This is a genomic window from Chloroflexota bacterium (genome assembly GCA_020850535.1).
GTDB lineage: Bacteria > Chloroflexota > UBA6077 > UBA6077 > JACCZL01 > JADZEM01.
The window spans coordinates 17,306-31,942 of sequence record JADZEM010000117.1 but is presented as its reverse complement, the minus strand read 5'-3'; the positions used below and the strand labels follow the sequence as shown (position 1 = coordinate 31,942).

At 68.4% G+C, this 14,637-nt stretch carries 15 protein-coding genes; 3 read left to right on the top strand and 12 right to left on the bottom strand.

The genetic code is table 11. The features are described from left to right. The first annotated feature begins 143 nt into the window (after positions 1 to 143). The gene (locus tag IT306_16405; protein ID MCC7370010.1) at positions 144 to 611 is read left to right on the top strand and encodes a response regulator; all 468 of its coding nucleotides are present in this window, start codon (positions 144 to 146) and stop codon (positions 609 to 611) included. Here IT306_16405 and IT306_16400 read toward each other — a convergent pair. Beyond that, the gene (locus IT306_16400; GenBank protein ID MCC7370009.1) at positions 568 to 1,248 is read right to left on the bottom strand and encodes a response regulator transcription factor; all 681 of its coding nucleotides are present in this window, start codon (positions 1,246 to 1,248) and stop codon (positions 568 to 570) included. The genes IT306_16405 and IT306_16400 overlap by 44 nt on opposite strands. Then, positions 1,245 to 2,003: a hypothetical protein gene (locus IT306_16395; GenBank protein MCC7370008.1), complete on the bottom strand. Its 759-nt coding sequence runs from the start codon at positions 2,001 to 2,003 to the stop codon at positions 1,245 to 1,247. Before IT306_16395 ends, IT306_16400 begins: the two co-directional genes overlap by 4 nt. 427 nt (positions 2,004 to 2,430) lie before the next feature. On the opposite strand from IT306_16395, the gene IT306_16390 reads away from it, so the two are divergent. Both IT306_16390 and IT306_16385 read left to right on the top strand, forming a co-directional pair. Then, positions 2,431 to 2,985: a C39 family peptidase gene (locus IT306_16390; protein ID MCC7370007.1), complete on the top strand. Its 555-nt coding sequence runs from the start codon at positions 2,431 to 2,433 to the stop codon at positions 2,983 to 2,985. 74 nt (positions 2,986 to 3,059) lie between these two features. Further along, a complete protein-coding gene (locus tag IT306_16385; GenBank protein MCC7370006.1) occupies positions 3,060 to 3,428 on the top strand; it encodes a hypothetical protein in 369 nt (122 codons plus the stop codon). A gap of 49 nt (positions 3,429 to 3,477) precedes the next feature. Here the strand turns inward: IT306_16385 and IT306_16380 are convergent, their stop codons facing one another. Genes IT306_16380 through IT306_16335 form a run of 10 tightly spaced genes read right to left on the bottom strand, consistent with a single transcriptional unit; the run spans position 3,478 to position 14,572 of the window. Beyond that, positions 3,478 to 3,735: a YggT family protein gene (locus tag IT306_16380; protein ID MCC7370005.1), complete on the bottom strand. Its 258-nt coding sequence runs from the start codon at positions 3,733 to 3,735 to the stop codon at positions 3,478 to 3,480. A 17-nt stretch (positions 3,736 to 3,752) separates the two neighbouring features. Further along, positions 3,753 to 4,445 carry a YggS family pyridoxal phosphate-dependent enzyme gene (locus IT306_16375; protein ID MCC7370004.1) on the bottom strand — a complete coding sequence of 231 codons (693 nt, stop codon included), beginning with the start codon at positions 4,443 to 4,445 and terminating at the stop codon, positions 3,753 to 3,755. After that, the gene (gene pgeF, locus IT306_16370) at positions 4,438 to 5,226 is read right to left on the bottom strand and encodes a peptidoglycan editing factor PgeF (GenBank protein MCC7370003.1); all 789 of its coding nucleotides are present in this window, start codon (positions 5,224 to 5,226) and stop codon (positions 4,438 to 4,440) included. Before pgeF ends, IT306_16375 begins: the two co-directional genes overlap by 8 nt. Before the next feature lie 12 nt (positions 5,227 to 5,238). Continuing rightward, positions 5,239 to 6,417, bottom strand: coding sequence for a cell division protein FtsZ (gene ftsZ / locus IT306_16365; GenBank protein MCC7370002.1), 1,179 nt, complete (start codon positions 6,415 to 6,417; stop codon positions 5,239 to 5,241). 45 nt (positions 6,418 to 6,462) lie between these two features. Further along, positions 6,463 to 7,707: a cell division protein FtsA gene (gene ftsA, locus IT306_16360; GenBank protein ID MCC7370001.1), complete on the bottom strand. Its 1,245-nt coding sequence runs from the start codon at positions 7,705 to 7,707 to the stop codon at positions 6,463 to 6,465. Between the two features lie 49 nt (positions 7,708 to 7,756). After that, a complete protein-coding gene (locus IT306_16355; protein MCC7370000.1) occupies positions 7,757 to 8,527 on the bottom strand; it encodes a cell division protein FtsQ/DivIB in 771 nt (256 codons plus the stop codon). Beyond that, positions 8,524 to 10,923 (bottom strand): UDP-N-acetylmuramate--L-alanine ligase, encoded by a 2,400-nt coding sequence (murC, locus tag IT306_16350; GenBank protein MCC7369999.1) that lies wholly within the window; start codon positions 10,921 to 10,923, stop codon positions 8,524 to 8,526. The genes IT306_16355 and murC overlap by 4 nt, the downstream gene beginning before the upstream one ends. Beyond that, positions 10,923 to 12,152: a putative lipid II flippase FtsW gene (gene ftsW, locus IT306_16345; GenBank protein ID MCC7369998.1), complete on the bottom strand. Its 1,230-nt coding sequence runs from the start codon at positions 12,150 to 12,152 to the stop codon at positions 10,923 to 10,925. The genes murC and ftsW overlap by 1 nt, the downstream gene beginning before the upstream one ends. Next, positions 12,149 to 13,543, bottom strand: coding sequence for a UDP-N-acetylmuramoyl-L-alanine--D-glutamate ligase (gene murD / locus IT306_16340; protein ID MCC7369997.1), 1,395 nt, complete (start codon positions 13,541 to 13,543; stop codon positions 12,149 to 12,151). Before murD ends, ftsW begins: the two co-directional genes overlap by 4 nt. 48 nt (positions 13,544 to 13,591) lie before the next feature. Then, complete coding sequence (locus IT306_16335; protein ID MCC7369996.1) at positions 13,592 to 14,572, bottom strand: phospho-N-acetylmuramoyl-pentapeptide-transferase; 981 nt, start codon at positions 14,570 to 14,572, stop codon at positions 13,592 to 13,594. Positions 14,573 to 14,637: the final 65 nt, after the last annotated feature.

Genomic DNA, 14,637 nt, shown 5'->3' with positions numbered 1-14,637 from the left:
TGCAATTGCCCTGGCGCCAGGCTGGCACGAGACCCTCGAACGGGACCACAACAGCACGGTTTCCGTCGTCTCAACCGATCAGGGCTATGCTAGTGGCTGGCGCCTCACAGAGTCGTCAGTGCCGAAGGGCGCCAGGGGCAGCTGTGCAGTACCAGCACGTTCGTGACGTTGCGCGAGGGCGTGCGCGCAATCGTATCCTCATCGTCGACGATGACCCGAACTGTCGAGCCGTCCTCGATGCAATCTTCGACATGTACGGCTTCGAGGTCGCCACCTCCGATTCGGTGTTTGGCGCGTCAGCGCTCCTCGGTAGCTTCGCCCCGGACGTGGTGCTGCTCGACCTGATGTTGCCGTATCGGTCGGGTGCGAGCTGGCTGGCAGAGCTGCGGGCTGCCCCGGAGACTGCCGCGCTGCCGGTGATCCTGCTCTCGGGCCTGCCGGAGGTGCTGCCGGCCGACCGCCGCCGCCTCGCCTCGGCCGTCGTCAGGAAGCCGTTCCGGACACGGGCGCTGGTCGAGACGGTCCGCGCCGCCATGCAGGCGCCTCACGGTGCGCTCAGCCCGATGGTTACGATCGACTCAGTGAGTAGCCAACCCCTGGGATCGCTCTGATCGACCCTGGTCCGCTGCCGGCGATGCCCAGCTTGGACCGGATGTGCGACATGTGCGTCTTCAGCAGGCTGGAGTCGCCGCCGTCGTAGCCCCAGGCATACTCGACCAGCCGGTCGTAGGGGATCACCCGCCCCTCATTCATGGCCAGCATATAGAGCAGCCGGAACTCCAGTGGCGTCAACTGGACGACCGCCCCGCCCTTCCTCGCCTCGTGTGACTGCAGGTCGAGGACGAGGTCTCCCGCCCGCAACTCGCTGACTGGCTGCCGGTAGGGGTCGCCCTGACACCGCCGGATCACGGCCTTGATGCGGGCGATGAGCTGCTTGGCGCTGAACGGCTTGGTGACATAATCGTCAGCGCCCAGCTCCAGGCCCTGCAGGATGTCTTCCTCGTCGTCACGCGCCGTCAACATGATGACCGGCGTCGTCGAAGCCTGACGGATGGCCCGGCACACCTCGAACCCGTTCATCTTCGGCATGTTGGCGTCGAGCAGCACCAGGTCGGGGTTCTCTCGCTCCCACCGCTGCAGCGCCTGCTCGCCATCCACCGCCTGAACGACGGTGAAGCCTTCCCGTCGAAGCGCGTACCCCGTCAGGTCCAGGAGATCTGCATCATCGTCGACGACAAGGATCTTCACGCCAACCGTTCCCTCACCACAAGTTCGTTGTCCGCGCCGACGCCGCAGCCGGGGGTCACAGTCGGGAGGTCCACCCAGAACTGCGCGCCACCGCCCCGCCGCCGCGCCGCGCCAGCCACACCGCCGTGCAGCTGCGCGATGGATCGCACAATCGCCAGGCCAAGCCCGCTGCCCTCGATGCCAGTCGTCCCGGCCGCCGGCCCGCGCGTGTGTCGGTCGAACAGCACGTCCGTCGGCCCGGCCGGCAGGCCCGGCCCCCGGTCCAGGACGCACAGTCGGACGCCGTGTTGGCGACGGCTGATCCGTACGTCGATGACCGTGCCCGGGCCGCTGTACTTGCTGGCGTTGCCGATGAGGTTGATCAAGACCTGTCCGATGCGCCGACTGTCTGCCGATACCAACGCATCGCCTGCCTGGTCGGAGATGCGGATGCGCTGGCTGCGCTGACGAAGCAGCGGCTCCATGACCGGCGCCACGTCCTGGGCCAGTTCGACCAGCCGGACCGGCCGGGGATAGAGGCGCACCGCCCCCTCGGCAATCGTGGCGGCCAGCAGGACGTTCTCGACCAGCCCCTGGAGCCACATCGCGCCGCGATGCACGGCCTGCACGATGCGTTGCATGTCCTCGCGGCTCAGCGAGTCGAGGTCTTCCAACAGCAGTTCGGAGCCAGTGGCCAGCGCCGCGACCGGCGTCCGCAGTTCGTGCGTCAGGCTCGCCAGCAGCGCCCCCGGCGCAAGACGCTCGGGCCAGCCCATCCCGCAACTGTCAGCCGGCATGGACCGCGCGGGGCGCGCGCCCTGTACCGTGCGCGTCGAGCGGTTGGTTCGGTGCCTGCTCCTGGATTCTTCGCCACTGCCCACCATGCACGCCCCCTCGATCGTCAGCGGCTGGCCCGTCCGCGACAGATGATACGCTGATGTCCGCGCACAAGACTACATCTGCGTCTCGAAGGCATCTGTCAGGAATCTAACAGAAGGTGTGTAGACGTAGATACAAGCGATGAATCGGCACTGGACGCGTCGGCGGCTGCTCCTGACCCTCGGACCCCTCGTCAGGGTAGCTGCCGCGCCGTGGTCAGTGCATCCGGCCCTCGCACAAACTGATGATCCCTCGCCTGCCAATGCGGACACGCCCGGCTCGCGCCTGACGATATCGTTGACCCAGCCGGAGTTCCGGCTCGTCGTGCCGTTTCGCACGCAGAAGGACGGCTCACGATGGCAAACATCGAACTGCGGACCTGCCACCCTCGGAATGCTGCTCGATGGCTACGGGATCAGCGGCCAGGAGACAGACGATCTCCGACTTCGGATGCATACCTACCAGGGCACCGTGGGCATGCGAACGGGGACCGGCCTCGAACACGTCGCCCACGTGGCTGAGGATTGTGGCCTTGCAACGCACCGTCTCTACAACGCGAGCGGGTCGTACCACACGTGGTCGCTCGACGACATCGTGGCTGAGCTGCGCCAGGGGCGTCCGGTGATGCCGCTCGTGCGCCTCTACCTCGTGCCCGGCTACGAGAGTCTCGCGCCGAGGTGGGGTCATTACATTTTGCTGACGGGGATCACCCCGGCCGGCTTCACCTTCAGCGATTCCCTCAAGACGGACCCTGCCCCCGGCACGACTGGCCTGATCTCGGCCTCGCACCTGGGCCTGGCGATGGGCAACAGCCACATCCCAGGGCAGGCAGCCGCGTTCGGCGGGCCGCGCCCGCTGCCTGTCGTCGCACCGAGCTAGCGTCCCCCGGCACGATCTCGCCTGAGGGCCGTTTGTCCGATCTGCTATGCTCCTGGCCGCCAGGAGGAAACGGCGTGGAAAACGGCTCGCAGAACGGCCATCGCTCGGGCGACGAGGAGACTCCGGACGAACATCGTGCCGGGCACCTGCAGAATCTGCTGGACGAGGTGCTCACGCTGCTCGTCGAGGAGGCTCACGACGACGACGATGTTGAGGACACCGTCGAGGACGTGCTCATCTCCTTGCTTGAGACGGTTGGCAGCCGGGTTCACCGACTCCCGAAGCCGCTCGTCCAGGCGCTCGCGGCCTGGATCGGCGCCGATCCGCGCGGATACCTGCGCGGCCTCTACACCGACGAGCGCGGCCACATCGCCGAGCACACGCCCGAATCGATCGTGCGCTACCTGCTCTCGACCGACGAGGACTACTGGCCCGAGGACTGACCGGGCCTGAGAATCAAACGGGGCGGACCGTGCAGGTCCGCCCCGTTCGTCATCTGACCGTCGTTTCGAGCACCTGCAAGATCACGTTCATCAGCAGGATCGCCACGATTGGCGTGATGTCGATCATCCCGATGCGCGGGACGATCCGTCGCAGCGGCGCGAGCACCGGCTCCGTGATCTCGATCACGAAGCGCACAATCGGGTTGTCCGGACTCGGGTTGAACCAGGACATCAACGCCCGAATGATGATCGCGAAGTTCAGGATGTAGATCAGGGTACTGACGAACGTCAGCACAAAATCTGACATGCGTTCAAGGCCCATGGTCAGCCACGCTCCCCAAAGATCGCCCGCCCGACGCGCACCAGGGTGGCGCCCTCCTCGATTGCGAGCGGATAGTCGTTTGTCATCCCCATCGACAGCTCGGGCAGCGCGAGCGTCGTGAACCGCGCGCGCAGGCCGTCTCGGAGTTCGCGCAGGCGACGGAATGCCCGCCGCGTGCCATCCTCGTCGAGGCCGAGCGGCGCGACGGTCATCAATCCTCGCACGTCGAGGTGCTCAAGCTGCGTGATGGCGCTCACTGCCGTCTGCAGATCGTCGGCGCGAAGGCCCGGCCGGGCGGCATCGTCGCCGAGATAGACCTCCAGCAAGATGGGGACACGCCGTCCGTCGGCGCGGGCGTCCAGCGCCTCGGCGAGCCGCACGCTGTCCACCGAGTGAATCATGCTGAACAGGTCGAGGGCGGCGCGAGCTTTGTTGCGCTGGAGGGTGCCGATCAGGTGCCAGGCCGGGTCTCGCCTCAGCAGCTCGCGGACCCGCGGCGCCTTCGCGGCGGCCTCCTGCACCCGGTTCTCACCGACATGCTCGATGCCGCGGGCGACGGCCTCGGCCACCGTCTCGGCGGCGTGCGTCTTCGTCACGCCGATCAGCGTGACCGACGAGGCGTCGCGTCCGGAGCGCGCTGCTGCATCGGCGATCCGCTCGCGGACAGTGTCGATTCGGCGTTGAAGGTCAGACACCGGCGCGCAACCCGATGGCAGCGCCGAATCGCCCAGCCGGATACCCCAGCGCCCGGTGCGAGAAGAAGGTCCTGGCGTCGCAGCGCGTGCAGACCTGGGCTACCTCGATGGCGTCCTCGGCCAGGCCGGCCGCCTGAAGCTGCCGCCGGTTGATCTCCCAGAGGTCGACGTGCGGCCGGCCACGCGGCCCGATGCTGGCCGTGTCCGGGTGCTCGGGGAAGGCCGCGACGACCTCCTCGCCCACCTCGAAGCAGCACGGGCCGATGGACGGGCCAATCGCCGCCCGGATGCCGTCACGGTTGCCCGCAAGCTCGCGCACCGCTGCCACCGCCGTCCCGGCGACATCGACAGCGGTGCCCCGCCAGCCGGCGTGGGCCACGCCCACCACGTCTCGTTCGGGGTGCCAGAGCAGGATCGGCACGCAGTCGGCGTAGCGCTGCACGATCAGGAAGCCCGGCCGATCCGTCACCAGGATGTCGGCCCGGGTCTGCAACGCCGTCGGAGCGGTCTCGGCTGTGACGTGGAGCACCGCGTTGCCGTGCACCTGTGGCGTCGTCACGAGTTGCTCGGCCGCGAAGCCCAGCGAGCCGGCCAGCCGTGCCCGGTTCTCCTCCACCGCGCCCGGATCGTCTCCGACCGACATGCCCAGGTTCAAGCTGGCGTACGGGCCGACGCTGACGCCGCCGGCCCGGGTCGTCACGCCATGCGCGATGCGTGGATCGTCAAACGACCCAAACGTCAGCAACGGCAGCATCGTCCGCGTGAGGCCAGCGTCGGTCATCGTGGGCTGCGCTCAGCGCTGCTGACGACGGCGCTGACCACGCAGGAACGGCGGGATGTCGATCTCGCTCTCGTCATCCTCGAACGGAGAAGGCGTCGGCGCTGGGTCGTCGGCGTAGTCGCGCGACGGGCGGGTCGGCCGCTCGTAGCGGATCGGCTGGGGATCGTCGACGGGGTAGCGCGAGCGACTTGGGCCGCTGCTGCGCGGACCCATGCCCACGTCGCGGCGCGCGCCAAGCTGAGCGTCTGGCTGGTCGAAACCCGTGGCGATCAGCGTGATCTTGACCTCGTTGCCGAGCTGGGGGTTCGTGACCGTGCCGAAGATGATGTTGGCGTCGGGGTCCGCCGCCTTGTTGATGATCTCCGCCGCCTCGTTGATCTCGGCCAGGGTGAGGTCTGGGCCGCCGGTGATGTTGAAGAGGACGCCGCGCGCGCCCTCCATCGACAGGTCGAGCAGGGGGCTGGCGACGGCCTGGTTGGCCGCGTCCACCGCGCGCTGGTCGCCGGCGCCGTGGCCGATGGCCATCAGCGCGTTGCCCGGCTCCGACATGATCGACTTCACATCGGCGAAGTCCACGTTGATCAGGCCCGGCTCGGTGATCAGCTCCGAGATGCCCTGGATACCCTGCCGCAGCACGTCGTCCACCACGGCGAACGCTTGCTCCAGCGAGGTCCGCTTGTCGATCACGGAGAGCATCTTGTCGTTCGGGATGGTGATCAGCGTGTTGACCCGCTGGCGAAGCTGGTTGAGCCCCTCGTCCGCCGAGGCCATCCGCTTGCGGCCTTCGAAGGTGAACGGCTTGGTGGCGACGCCGACCGTCAGCGCGCCCAGCTCGCGCGCGATGCTCGCGACGACTGGCGATGCGCCAGTGCCGGTCCCGCCGCCCATCCCACAGGCCACGAACACCATGTCCGCGCCCTTGAGGATGTCGTAGATCAGCTCCTGCGACTCCTCGGCGGCCCGCTGGCCGATCTGCGGGTTGCCACCCGCACCCAGGCCGCGCGTCAGCTTCTCACCGATCCGGATGCGATGGCGGGCGTCGGAGCGGGCCAGAGCCTGGGCGTCGGTGTTGATCGCGACGAACTCGACGCTGTGGACGCCAGCCTGAATCATGCGATTCACGGCGTTCGAGCCGCCGCCGCCGACGCCGACGACAACGATTCGTGCCGAAACGTCACCTTCTCCGTTCACCGCCGCCTCCTGACGCGGGCCTCCACACACCCCGAGTGAAGGGTATCACTCCGGGAAGAAGCTCCGCAGCCACTCTTTCACGCGCGCCGCAACGCTCCCACCACTCTGGCCGCCGTAGTCGTCGGCCTGAGTCAGCCCCCACTTGAGGAGGCCGACGCTGGCAGCGTAGGCCGGGTTGCTGATCGACTCTACCAGCCCGAACGTCCCTGTGGGCGTCCCAATCCTCACGGATGTGCCAAAAATCTCGTTGGCGAGCCGCCGGATGCCCTGAAGCTGGGCCGTTCCGCCGACCAGCACGATGCCGCCAGGGATGCCACCATCGCGGCCGGAGCGCCCGACCTCGAAGCCGCCGCGCTCCAGGCTCTCGCGCACCAGCTCGAACGTCTCTTCCAGGCGGGCCTCGATGATCTCCGCCAGCTCGCGCCGCGAGACCGGATCGCCGTCGCCCGCGTCGTACGACGCGATGTCGATCATCCGATCCTCTTCGATGCCGTCCGAGATGGCGTAGCCGTGGCGGATCTTCAACTCGTCGGCGGCCATGAACGGCGTCCGCAGGCCCACCGCGATGTCGTTCGAGATGTGGTTGCCGCCGACCGGCACCGAGGCCAGGTACGAGATCGAGCCGTCCACGAAGACGCCGGCGTCGGTTGTGCCGCCGCCCAGGTCAACCAGGGCGACGCCCATGTCCTTCTCGGCGGTCGTCAGCACGGCCTCGCCAGCCGCCAGTGGCTGCACCACCAGCGCGTCGATGCCCACGCCGACCTGCTCGATGCAGCGCGACAGGTTGTGGATCGCCGTCTGGGTTCCCGTCACCACCGTCGTCTCGACTTCGAGCCGCCGCCCGAGCATCCCGGCCGGGTTGTTGATCCCTTCCTGGCCGTCGATCACGAAGTGACGGGGCACGACGTGGACGACTTCGCGGTCGTGCGGCATGTTGACGACCTTCGCAGCGTCCAGCGCCCGCTCGATGTCCTCTTCGGTGATGACGTTGTCCGTTCGCCGCACCGCCACGACGCCGTGGCTGTTGGTCGAGCTGATGTGCGCCCCGGAGATACCGACGAACGCGCTCATGATCTTGTAGCCGGACTGCTGCTCGGCCTTCTGGACCGAGGCGCTGATCGCCTGGACGGCGTCGTCAACGTCGACGACCACGCCGCGCCGCATCCCGCGCGACGGCGTGATGCCGGCGCCGATGATCTCCAGCTGATCCTCGGGCGAGACGGCCGCGATCAGCGTACAGACCTTGGTGGTCCCGACATCGATCCCGACGACGATTCGCTCTCGCGCCATCTACAGACCTCGCCCAACACGAGCGGCCCGGGTGCGCTGCCACAGCGTGTCAGCGCACATACGGACGGTCCCTGAAGCGCACGTCGATAAGCTCCGCACGCTGCCCGACTCGGCCAAGCTCGCGACGGAGCGCAACGACAGCATTGACCTTCCACTCAAGGTCGTCGTCGCGGCCAAATCGAACCCGCTGCCCGCCATCAACGATGATCGTCACTCCGGTATCTGCACTGTACTCGACTGCGCCGGGATTGATACCGGCGATTCCTGGAAGAAGCTGCTGCAATTGAAAGAGCGTGCTCAGCGCTGCACGGTCGATGGCGCCGCTCGGGGGGATCTGATCCGAACTGAGATCCTGGATTGTTGGCAGGGCCACGGCCCGGTCAGTCGCCCGCAGGATCCGCCCCTCCGCGTCGACGAGGTACGACATCCCACCATTCTGCCAGACAGCCACCGGCGCACGCTCCACGATCCGCACTTCGAGCCGGTCCGGCAGGACCGCCCGCGCTCGCACTGACTGGATCGCCGTGATCGCCTGCAAACGGTGGCCGACCTCCTCTTCCTTGAGCCAGAAGATGTTCAACCCCGTCACCGCGGCCGCGCTTTCGATCTCGTCTGGCGGCACGAGCTGGGAGCCAAGCACCACGACTCGTTCGATCTTGAACCCGTCCGAGGCGGCCACATAATACAGCAGCCCGGAAGCACCGAACAACAGCATCAGCGCCAGCAGTCTGGCGAACAGCAGGCCGTACGTGCCGCTGGGACCGGTCGCCTCCAACGACTGGCCGCCACCGCGCTGCTCCCACTGGCGACTATCGGTCATCGGCGCTCCTCGGCGGGCGGGCCGTTGAGCACCTGGAGATCGGCGGGTTCCCAGGTTCCCACCAGTTGCACCTCGGGATGCAACCAGACCCCGAACTGCTCCCAGACGGCCACCTGGGCCTGCCGCATCAGCCGGACGACGTCCGTCGCGGTGGCCGCGCCACTGTTGACGATGAAATTGGCATGCTGCGCCGAGATCTCCGCGCCACCCTGCCGAGCGCCCTTGAGGCCAACCGCCTCGATGAGCCGCCCGGAGTAGTCACCCGGCGGATTCGCGAAGATGCTGCCCGCGCTCAGTTGGCGCGGCTGGCTGGCCGTCCGACGGGCCTGCTGCTCGTGGATACGGGCCAGCGCCGCGCGGGGATCGTCCCGCCTGACCGTTAGCCGGGCCGACCTGACGATGACTGTGCCGTGCTCGCCGCGCTTGAGGCTGCTCGTGCGGTAGGCGTAGGACAGGTCGGCCTGCGAAAGCGTCCGCACTCGCCCGTCCGCCCCCACGATCTCGGCGTCGAGCAGGCAGTCTGCCACGCAGCCGCCAAACGCCCCGGCGTTGTTCACGACCGCGCCGCCGACCGTGCCCGGCACGGTGGCCGCCCATTCCAGCCCGGCCAGGCCTTCGCGGGCCAGCCGCCGCGCGAGGTTCGAGAAGTTCGCGCCGGCGTCCACCCGCACCACCAGCCGCTCGCCGCCGAGCGGCTCAAGGGTGTGCTCGCCGGACGTGTACTTGAGGACCACGCCGTCAAAGCCCGCGTCGGAGATCAGCAGGTTGGACCCGCCGCCGATCGCCAGGATCGGCAATCCATCGTCGTTCGCCTGCGCCAGCATCCGCCCGATGAGGCCGATGTCGTTGCTGGCCAGGAAGTGCTTCGCGGGACCACCCACCTTGAGCGACGTGTGCCGTCGCAGCGCTTCGGGGCCGGCCGTCTCCAGCGAGATGCTGACTGGCCCTCGCTGTCGCGGCGCGGCGTCCTCGGGCGACGAGGCCGGCGTGCGCTCTGCGAGGGTCGTGCTCAGTCTCCTGGCGACCTGCGTCACGTCGCCGGCGCCCAGGATCAGCAGCAGCGTGTCCGGGCGGAGATCCTGGCAGGCAAGCGCGTGGGCCTCGTCCAGCGACGTGCAGGCGACGGCGTCTTGATGCTGCATCCGCGCCACCAGATCGGCGGCGCTGATCTCTGGCTCGCCGCTCGTGCGCCCCGTGGGCTGGTAGATCGGCGCGACGATCACCCGGTCGGCCTCGTCGAACGCCCGCGCGAACTCGTCCAGCAGCGCACGCGTCCGATGCGTGGTGTGGGGTTGGAAGATCGCCACGAGGCGGCCCGCATGCACATCGCGGGCCGCGCTCAGGTTCGCAGCCACTTCTGTTGGATGATGGGCGTAGTCGTCCACGATCCAGATCCCGTCCTGCTGGGCCAGCGTCTCGAAGCGGCGGCGCGTCCCCCGGAAAGTGGCGAGCCCCTCACGGATGGCGGCGTCTGGCAGCCCGAGCAGCGTTGCCACGGCCAGCGCCGCCACGGCGTTGGCCGCGTTGTGCCGTCCGTTGAGGAGCACGTCGTAGGTCGCGCGCGTCCCATCCGGACGGCGCACCTCGAACGCGGACCCGCCGCCGAGACGCGGGTGGTACCGTTCGAGCCGCCAGTCGGCGTGGCCGCTCCAGCCGTACCGGACGCGCTTCCGCGCGAGTGAGAGTCGAGCGAGGTTCGGCTCGTCCTCACAGGTCACCACGATGCCATCCTCGGGCATTCCGGCCACGAAGGTCTGGAACGCTTCAAGCACCGCTTCGAAGCTGCCGTAGTAGTCGAGGTGGTCGGGCTCGCTCGACGTAATGATCGCCAGCCTCGGGTGCAGCTCGTGGAAGCGCCGCCCGAACTCGTCGGCCTCGGCGACCAGGTGCGGGCCAGCCCCCAGGCGCGCGTAGCCGTCGAAGTCGAGCGCGTGCGCTCCCCCCGCGAGGGTCGGGTCCAGGCCGGCGGTCGCCAGCAGATGGGCCAGCAGGGCCGTTGTGGTGGACTTGCCGTGCGTACCGGCCACGCCGATGCCGTGCTTGTCGGACATCAGGGCGCCGAGCGCCTGGGCGTGGCTCAGGACGGGGATCCCCTTCGCGCGGGCGGCCTCCAGCTCCGGGTTGTCCTGGGGCACCGCCGCCGACGCAACCACGAGGTCGGCATCGGCGACGTTCTCGGCAGCGTGGCCGTGCACCGCGCGGATGCCCTGTGCCGACAACGCCGCAAGCTCGGCCGGTGATCCGCTGTCCGAGCCGCTGACCGTGCGGCCATCTGCCAGCAGCAGCGCGGCAAGGCTCCGCATGGCAGCGCCGGCCACACCCACAAGGTGCGGCCGGCGCGCCTGGCGTAGCGCCTGGACAGAAGCCTGGGGCGCAGTTGGCGCGGGGTCCGACATCAAGCCCGTCCTGCCAGCGGAATCGGGCCGCCGGAGCCGCCGCGCGGGCCGGGCCGTGGGTGCTTGTCGATGCGCGGTGGGTCGGCCGGCGGCCGGCTGATCCGATTGACGACCGGCGAGGCGACGGCGAACCGCGAGATGCTCAGCAGCAGCCCGACGCCGATCATCGTCATGCACAGCGAGTTTCCGCCGAAGCTGACGAACGGCAGGGTCACACCCGTGTAGGGCAGCGAGCTGGTCACCGCGCCGATGTTGATGATGGCCTGCCAGACCACCTTGCCGGTCAGGCCGATGGCCAGCAGCCGGCCGAACGGGTCCGGCGCGTTCAGCGCGATCCGCAGCCCGCGCCAGCCGATCACCATCAGCAAGATCACGACGGCGAGCGTCCCGACGAGGCCAAGCTCTTCGCCGATGATCGCCAGGATCGAGTCGGTGTGCGCGTTCGGCAGGTAGTACGCCTTCTGGCGGCTCATCCCGAAGCCGACGCCGAACCAGCCGCCGGAGCCGAGCGCGTAGAACGTCTGGACGGCCTGCCAGCCCTTGCCGAGCGGATCGCCGAACGGGTCGATGAACCCCAGGAAGCGGTCGAGTCGGTACGGCTCGAAGATGATGACGACCGCGCCGACCAGCAGCCCGCCCGGCAGGAACCCGAGGATCACGTGCCACATGTTCGCGCCGGCCACGAAGAATACCGAGAATGCGACGGCGCAGATGATGACCGCCGTGCCCATGTCCGGCTCGACGATCACCAGCCCGGCGATCACCCCCAGGATGATCAGGAAGGGGATCGAGCCGGTCGTGAACTTCGAGACGTTCTTGCCTTTTCGCGCCAGCCAGTCCGCCATGTAGATGCAGATGACGATCTTCGCGATCTCGCTGGGCTGGAACGAGGGCAGCGGGCCGAGGCGCAGCCAGCGCGCCGAGCCGTACTGGACCGTCCCGAGCGCCGGCACCAGCACCAGCACCAGCGCGACGAGCGTCAGGATCAGCCCGATCAGCGAGACCTTCTGCCAGCGTCGGTAGTCGATGCTGGCGGCGGCGATCAGCCCGACGGTGCCGATGGCGATCCAGGTCAGCTGCCGCGTGAAGAAGTAGGTCTCGTCGCCAAACTCGTTGTGGGCGATCACCACGCTGGCGCTGTAGACCATCTGCGCGCCGATGGCCAGCAGCAAGGCGACCGCCCCGACGAGGATGTAGTCGACGTGGCTGGCGCTGCCGGCGCCCTTCATGGCTTCCTCCCTGCGACGGCGGCCTCGGCGGCGGCCTCCCTGACGATGCGGCAGAAGTGATCGCCGCGCTCCACAAAGTCGGTGTACTGGTCGTAGCTGGTGCCGCCCGGCGAGAGCAGCACCACGTCGCCGGGCCGGGCCACGTTGCGAGCCTCGGTCACCGCCCGCTCGACCGTGCCGGCGCTCACGATGCGCTCGGCCGGCATGCCCGCGTCACGGGCGGCCCGCTCGATCAGCGCGGCGGCCTCCCCAAACGTCACCAGCGCCCGCGCACCCTCGGCGATGACCCGACCCCACGCCTCCATCGGGAGGTGCTTGTCGCGCCCGCCGGCCAGCAGCACGTACGGAGTTCCAGCGTAGACAGCCAGCGCCGCGAGACTCCGCTCGGGGGCCGTGGCGATCGAGTCGTTGACGTACTGGACGCCGTCGATCTCTGCCACCCGCTCCAGGCGATGCCGCACGCCGGTGAAGGCCAGAGCGGCGGCCCGCATCGGCTCGACCTCGATGCCGGCCGCGGACGCGATTGCACACGCAGTCAGGACGTTCGCCACGTTGTGGATCCCCGGTACTTGCAGTTCGCCTCGCCGGCACAAGACCTGACGGCGGCCTGCCCGCTCCAGCACGAGCGTCTCGCCGTCGCCAGGGTCGAGATATGCGCCGTCAACCTTCCGTTCAAGACTGAAACGGATGAGCGTTCCGTTCGGCTGCAACCCCGAGGACCCAGGATCGTCGGCATTGAGCACTGCCACGTCGTTCTGACGCTGATGCAGGACGATCTGGGCCTTGGCGTTGGTGTAGGCCGCCATCGTGTGGTGGCGGTCCAGGTGGTTGGGCGTGATGTTGGTCACCGCCGCGATGTGCGGGCTGACCGTCATCGGCTCCAATTGAAAGCTGCTCAGCTCCAGGATGACCCAGCTGTCAGGCCGGATCTCACCCAGGCGATTGAGCAGCGGCACGCCGATGTTTCCGCCGACGAACGCATGGCGGCCGGCCTGTTCAAAGATCTTGCCGACGAGCGTGGTTGTGGTGGTCTTCCCGCTCGATCCGGTGATGCCGATGATCGGCGCCGGGCACCGCTCGAAGAAGAGCTGCGTGCCGCTCGACAGCCTGACGCCACGGCGGCGCGCGGCCTCCAGCAGCGGCAGCTCCGGCGGCACGCCGGGGCTGACATAGAGGGTGTCCACGTCGAGCGTCGGACGCTCCGGGTGGCCGCCCAGCACAAACTCGATGGGCAGTCCCGCGAGCTCGTCGAGCCGGTCCGCGAGCTGCTCGGCAGTCCTGGCATCGTTCGCCAGGACCTGTGCGCCCTCAGCCACCAGATAGCGAGCCAGGTCTGTGCCTTCGCGCGCCAGCCCGATGACCCCGACGCGCGGGTTGCGATGGTCTGTCATGGTGGCGTCGCCTCCGCGTGATTCGCCGGGGGAGAGTGGAGCGCTATGCTAGACCAGGGCGAGCGCGACGCCGAGCATGGCCGCCAGCACGCTGACCAGCCAGAAGCGCTGGGTCACGTGCGTCTCGGACCAGCCGCTCAGCTCGAAGTGGTGGTGGAGGGGCGCCATCTTGAACAGCCGCTTGCCCCCGGTCAGCTTGAAGTAGCCCACCTGGAGAATGACCGACATCGCCTCGGCCACGAAGACGATCCCGATGATCGGCAGCAGCACAACCTGACCGACCATCAGCGCGACCACGGCCAGCGTCGCGCCGAGCGCCAGCGAGCCGGTGTCGCCCATGAAGACCTGGGCCGGGTGGGCGTTGAACCACAGGAATGCGGCGACCGCTCCCGCCACGGTGAAGCAGAACGTGACCAGGTAGTACTGCTCGTAGAGGTAGGCGATGACGCCGTACGCCGCGAACGCCACGAACGAGGTCCAGCCGGCCAGGCTGTCCAGGCCGTCCGTGAAGTTGACGGCGTTGGCCGTGCCGACCATCGCGACAATCGAGAGCGGGATGAACAGGTACCAGGGGACAATCAGCTTCTCGCGAATCGTGGGCAGGAAGATGAAGTCGATGCCCAAGCTCTCGGGATACCACAGCACCACCGACGAGATCGTCGCGATCACGAACAGCCACGCGAACTTCGTCCTGACCGACAGCCCCTGGCTCCCGACGCCCTGAATCGTCATCCGGTCGTCGATGGCCCCCAGCACCGCGCAGCTGACCAGCACGAAGAGCGGCAGGAGGATCGACCGGCCGACCGTCGAGTAGAACGTGAACGTGAGGATGGCGGTGAGCAGCAGCACCGTTCCGCAGATCAGCAGGCCGCCCATCGTCGGGGTGCCCGTCTTCTCGATGTGGCTGCTCGGACCTTCGACACGGACCTTCTTGCCCAGCCCACGGCGGCGCAGAAAGCGCACGAACGGGTAGCCGGCCACCAGCGCGACCAGGCAGGCGACCACTCCGAACGTCAGCGACAACGCCATCGGCTGCGGGTTCACAGTGCCCTCCGCGACCGGGCGGGTAGCAGCAGCGCCGGCGCGCAGGAGAG

Coding starts and splice junctions, on each gene's coding strand:
- IT306_16395 (MCC7370008.1), bottom strand. CDS start 2,003: ATGGGCTGGCCCGAGCGTCTTGCGCCGGGGGCGCTGCTGGCGAGCCTG.
- IT306_16380 (MCC7370005.1), bottom strand. CDS start 3,735: ATGTCAGATTTTGTGCTGACGTTCGTCAGTACCCTGATCTACATCCTG.
- pgeF (MCC7370003.1), bottom strand. CDS start 5,226: ATGACCGACGCTGGCCTCACGCGGACGATGCTGCCGTTGCTGACGTTT.
- ftsA (MCC7370001.1), bottom strand. CDS start 7,707: ATGGCGCGAGAGCGAATCGTCGTCGGGATCGATGTCGGGACCACCAAG.
- IT306_16355 (MCC7370000.1), bottom strand. CDS start 8,527: ATGACCGATAGTCGCCAGTGGGAGCAGCGCGGTGGCGGCCAGTCGTTG.
- murC (MCC7369999.1), bottom strand. CDS start 10,923: ATGTCGGACCCCGCGCCAACTGCGCCCCAGGCTTCTGTCCAGGCGCTA.
- ftsW (MCC7369998.1), bottom strand. CDS start 12,152: ATGAAGGGCGCCGGCAGCGCCAGCCACGTCGACTACATCCTCGTCGGG.
- murD (MCC7369997.1), bottom strand. CDS start 13,543: ATGACAGACCATCGCAACCCGCGCGTCGGGGTCATCGGGCTGGCGCGC.
- IT306_16335 (MCC7369996.1), bottom strand. CDS start 14,572: ATGGCGTTGTCGCTGACGTTCGGAGTGGTCGCCTGCCTGGTCGCGCTG.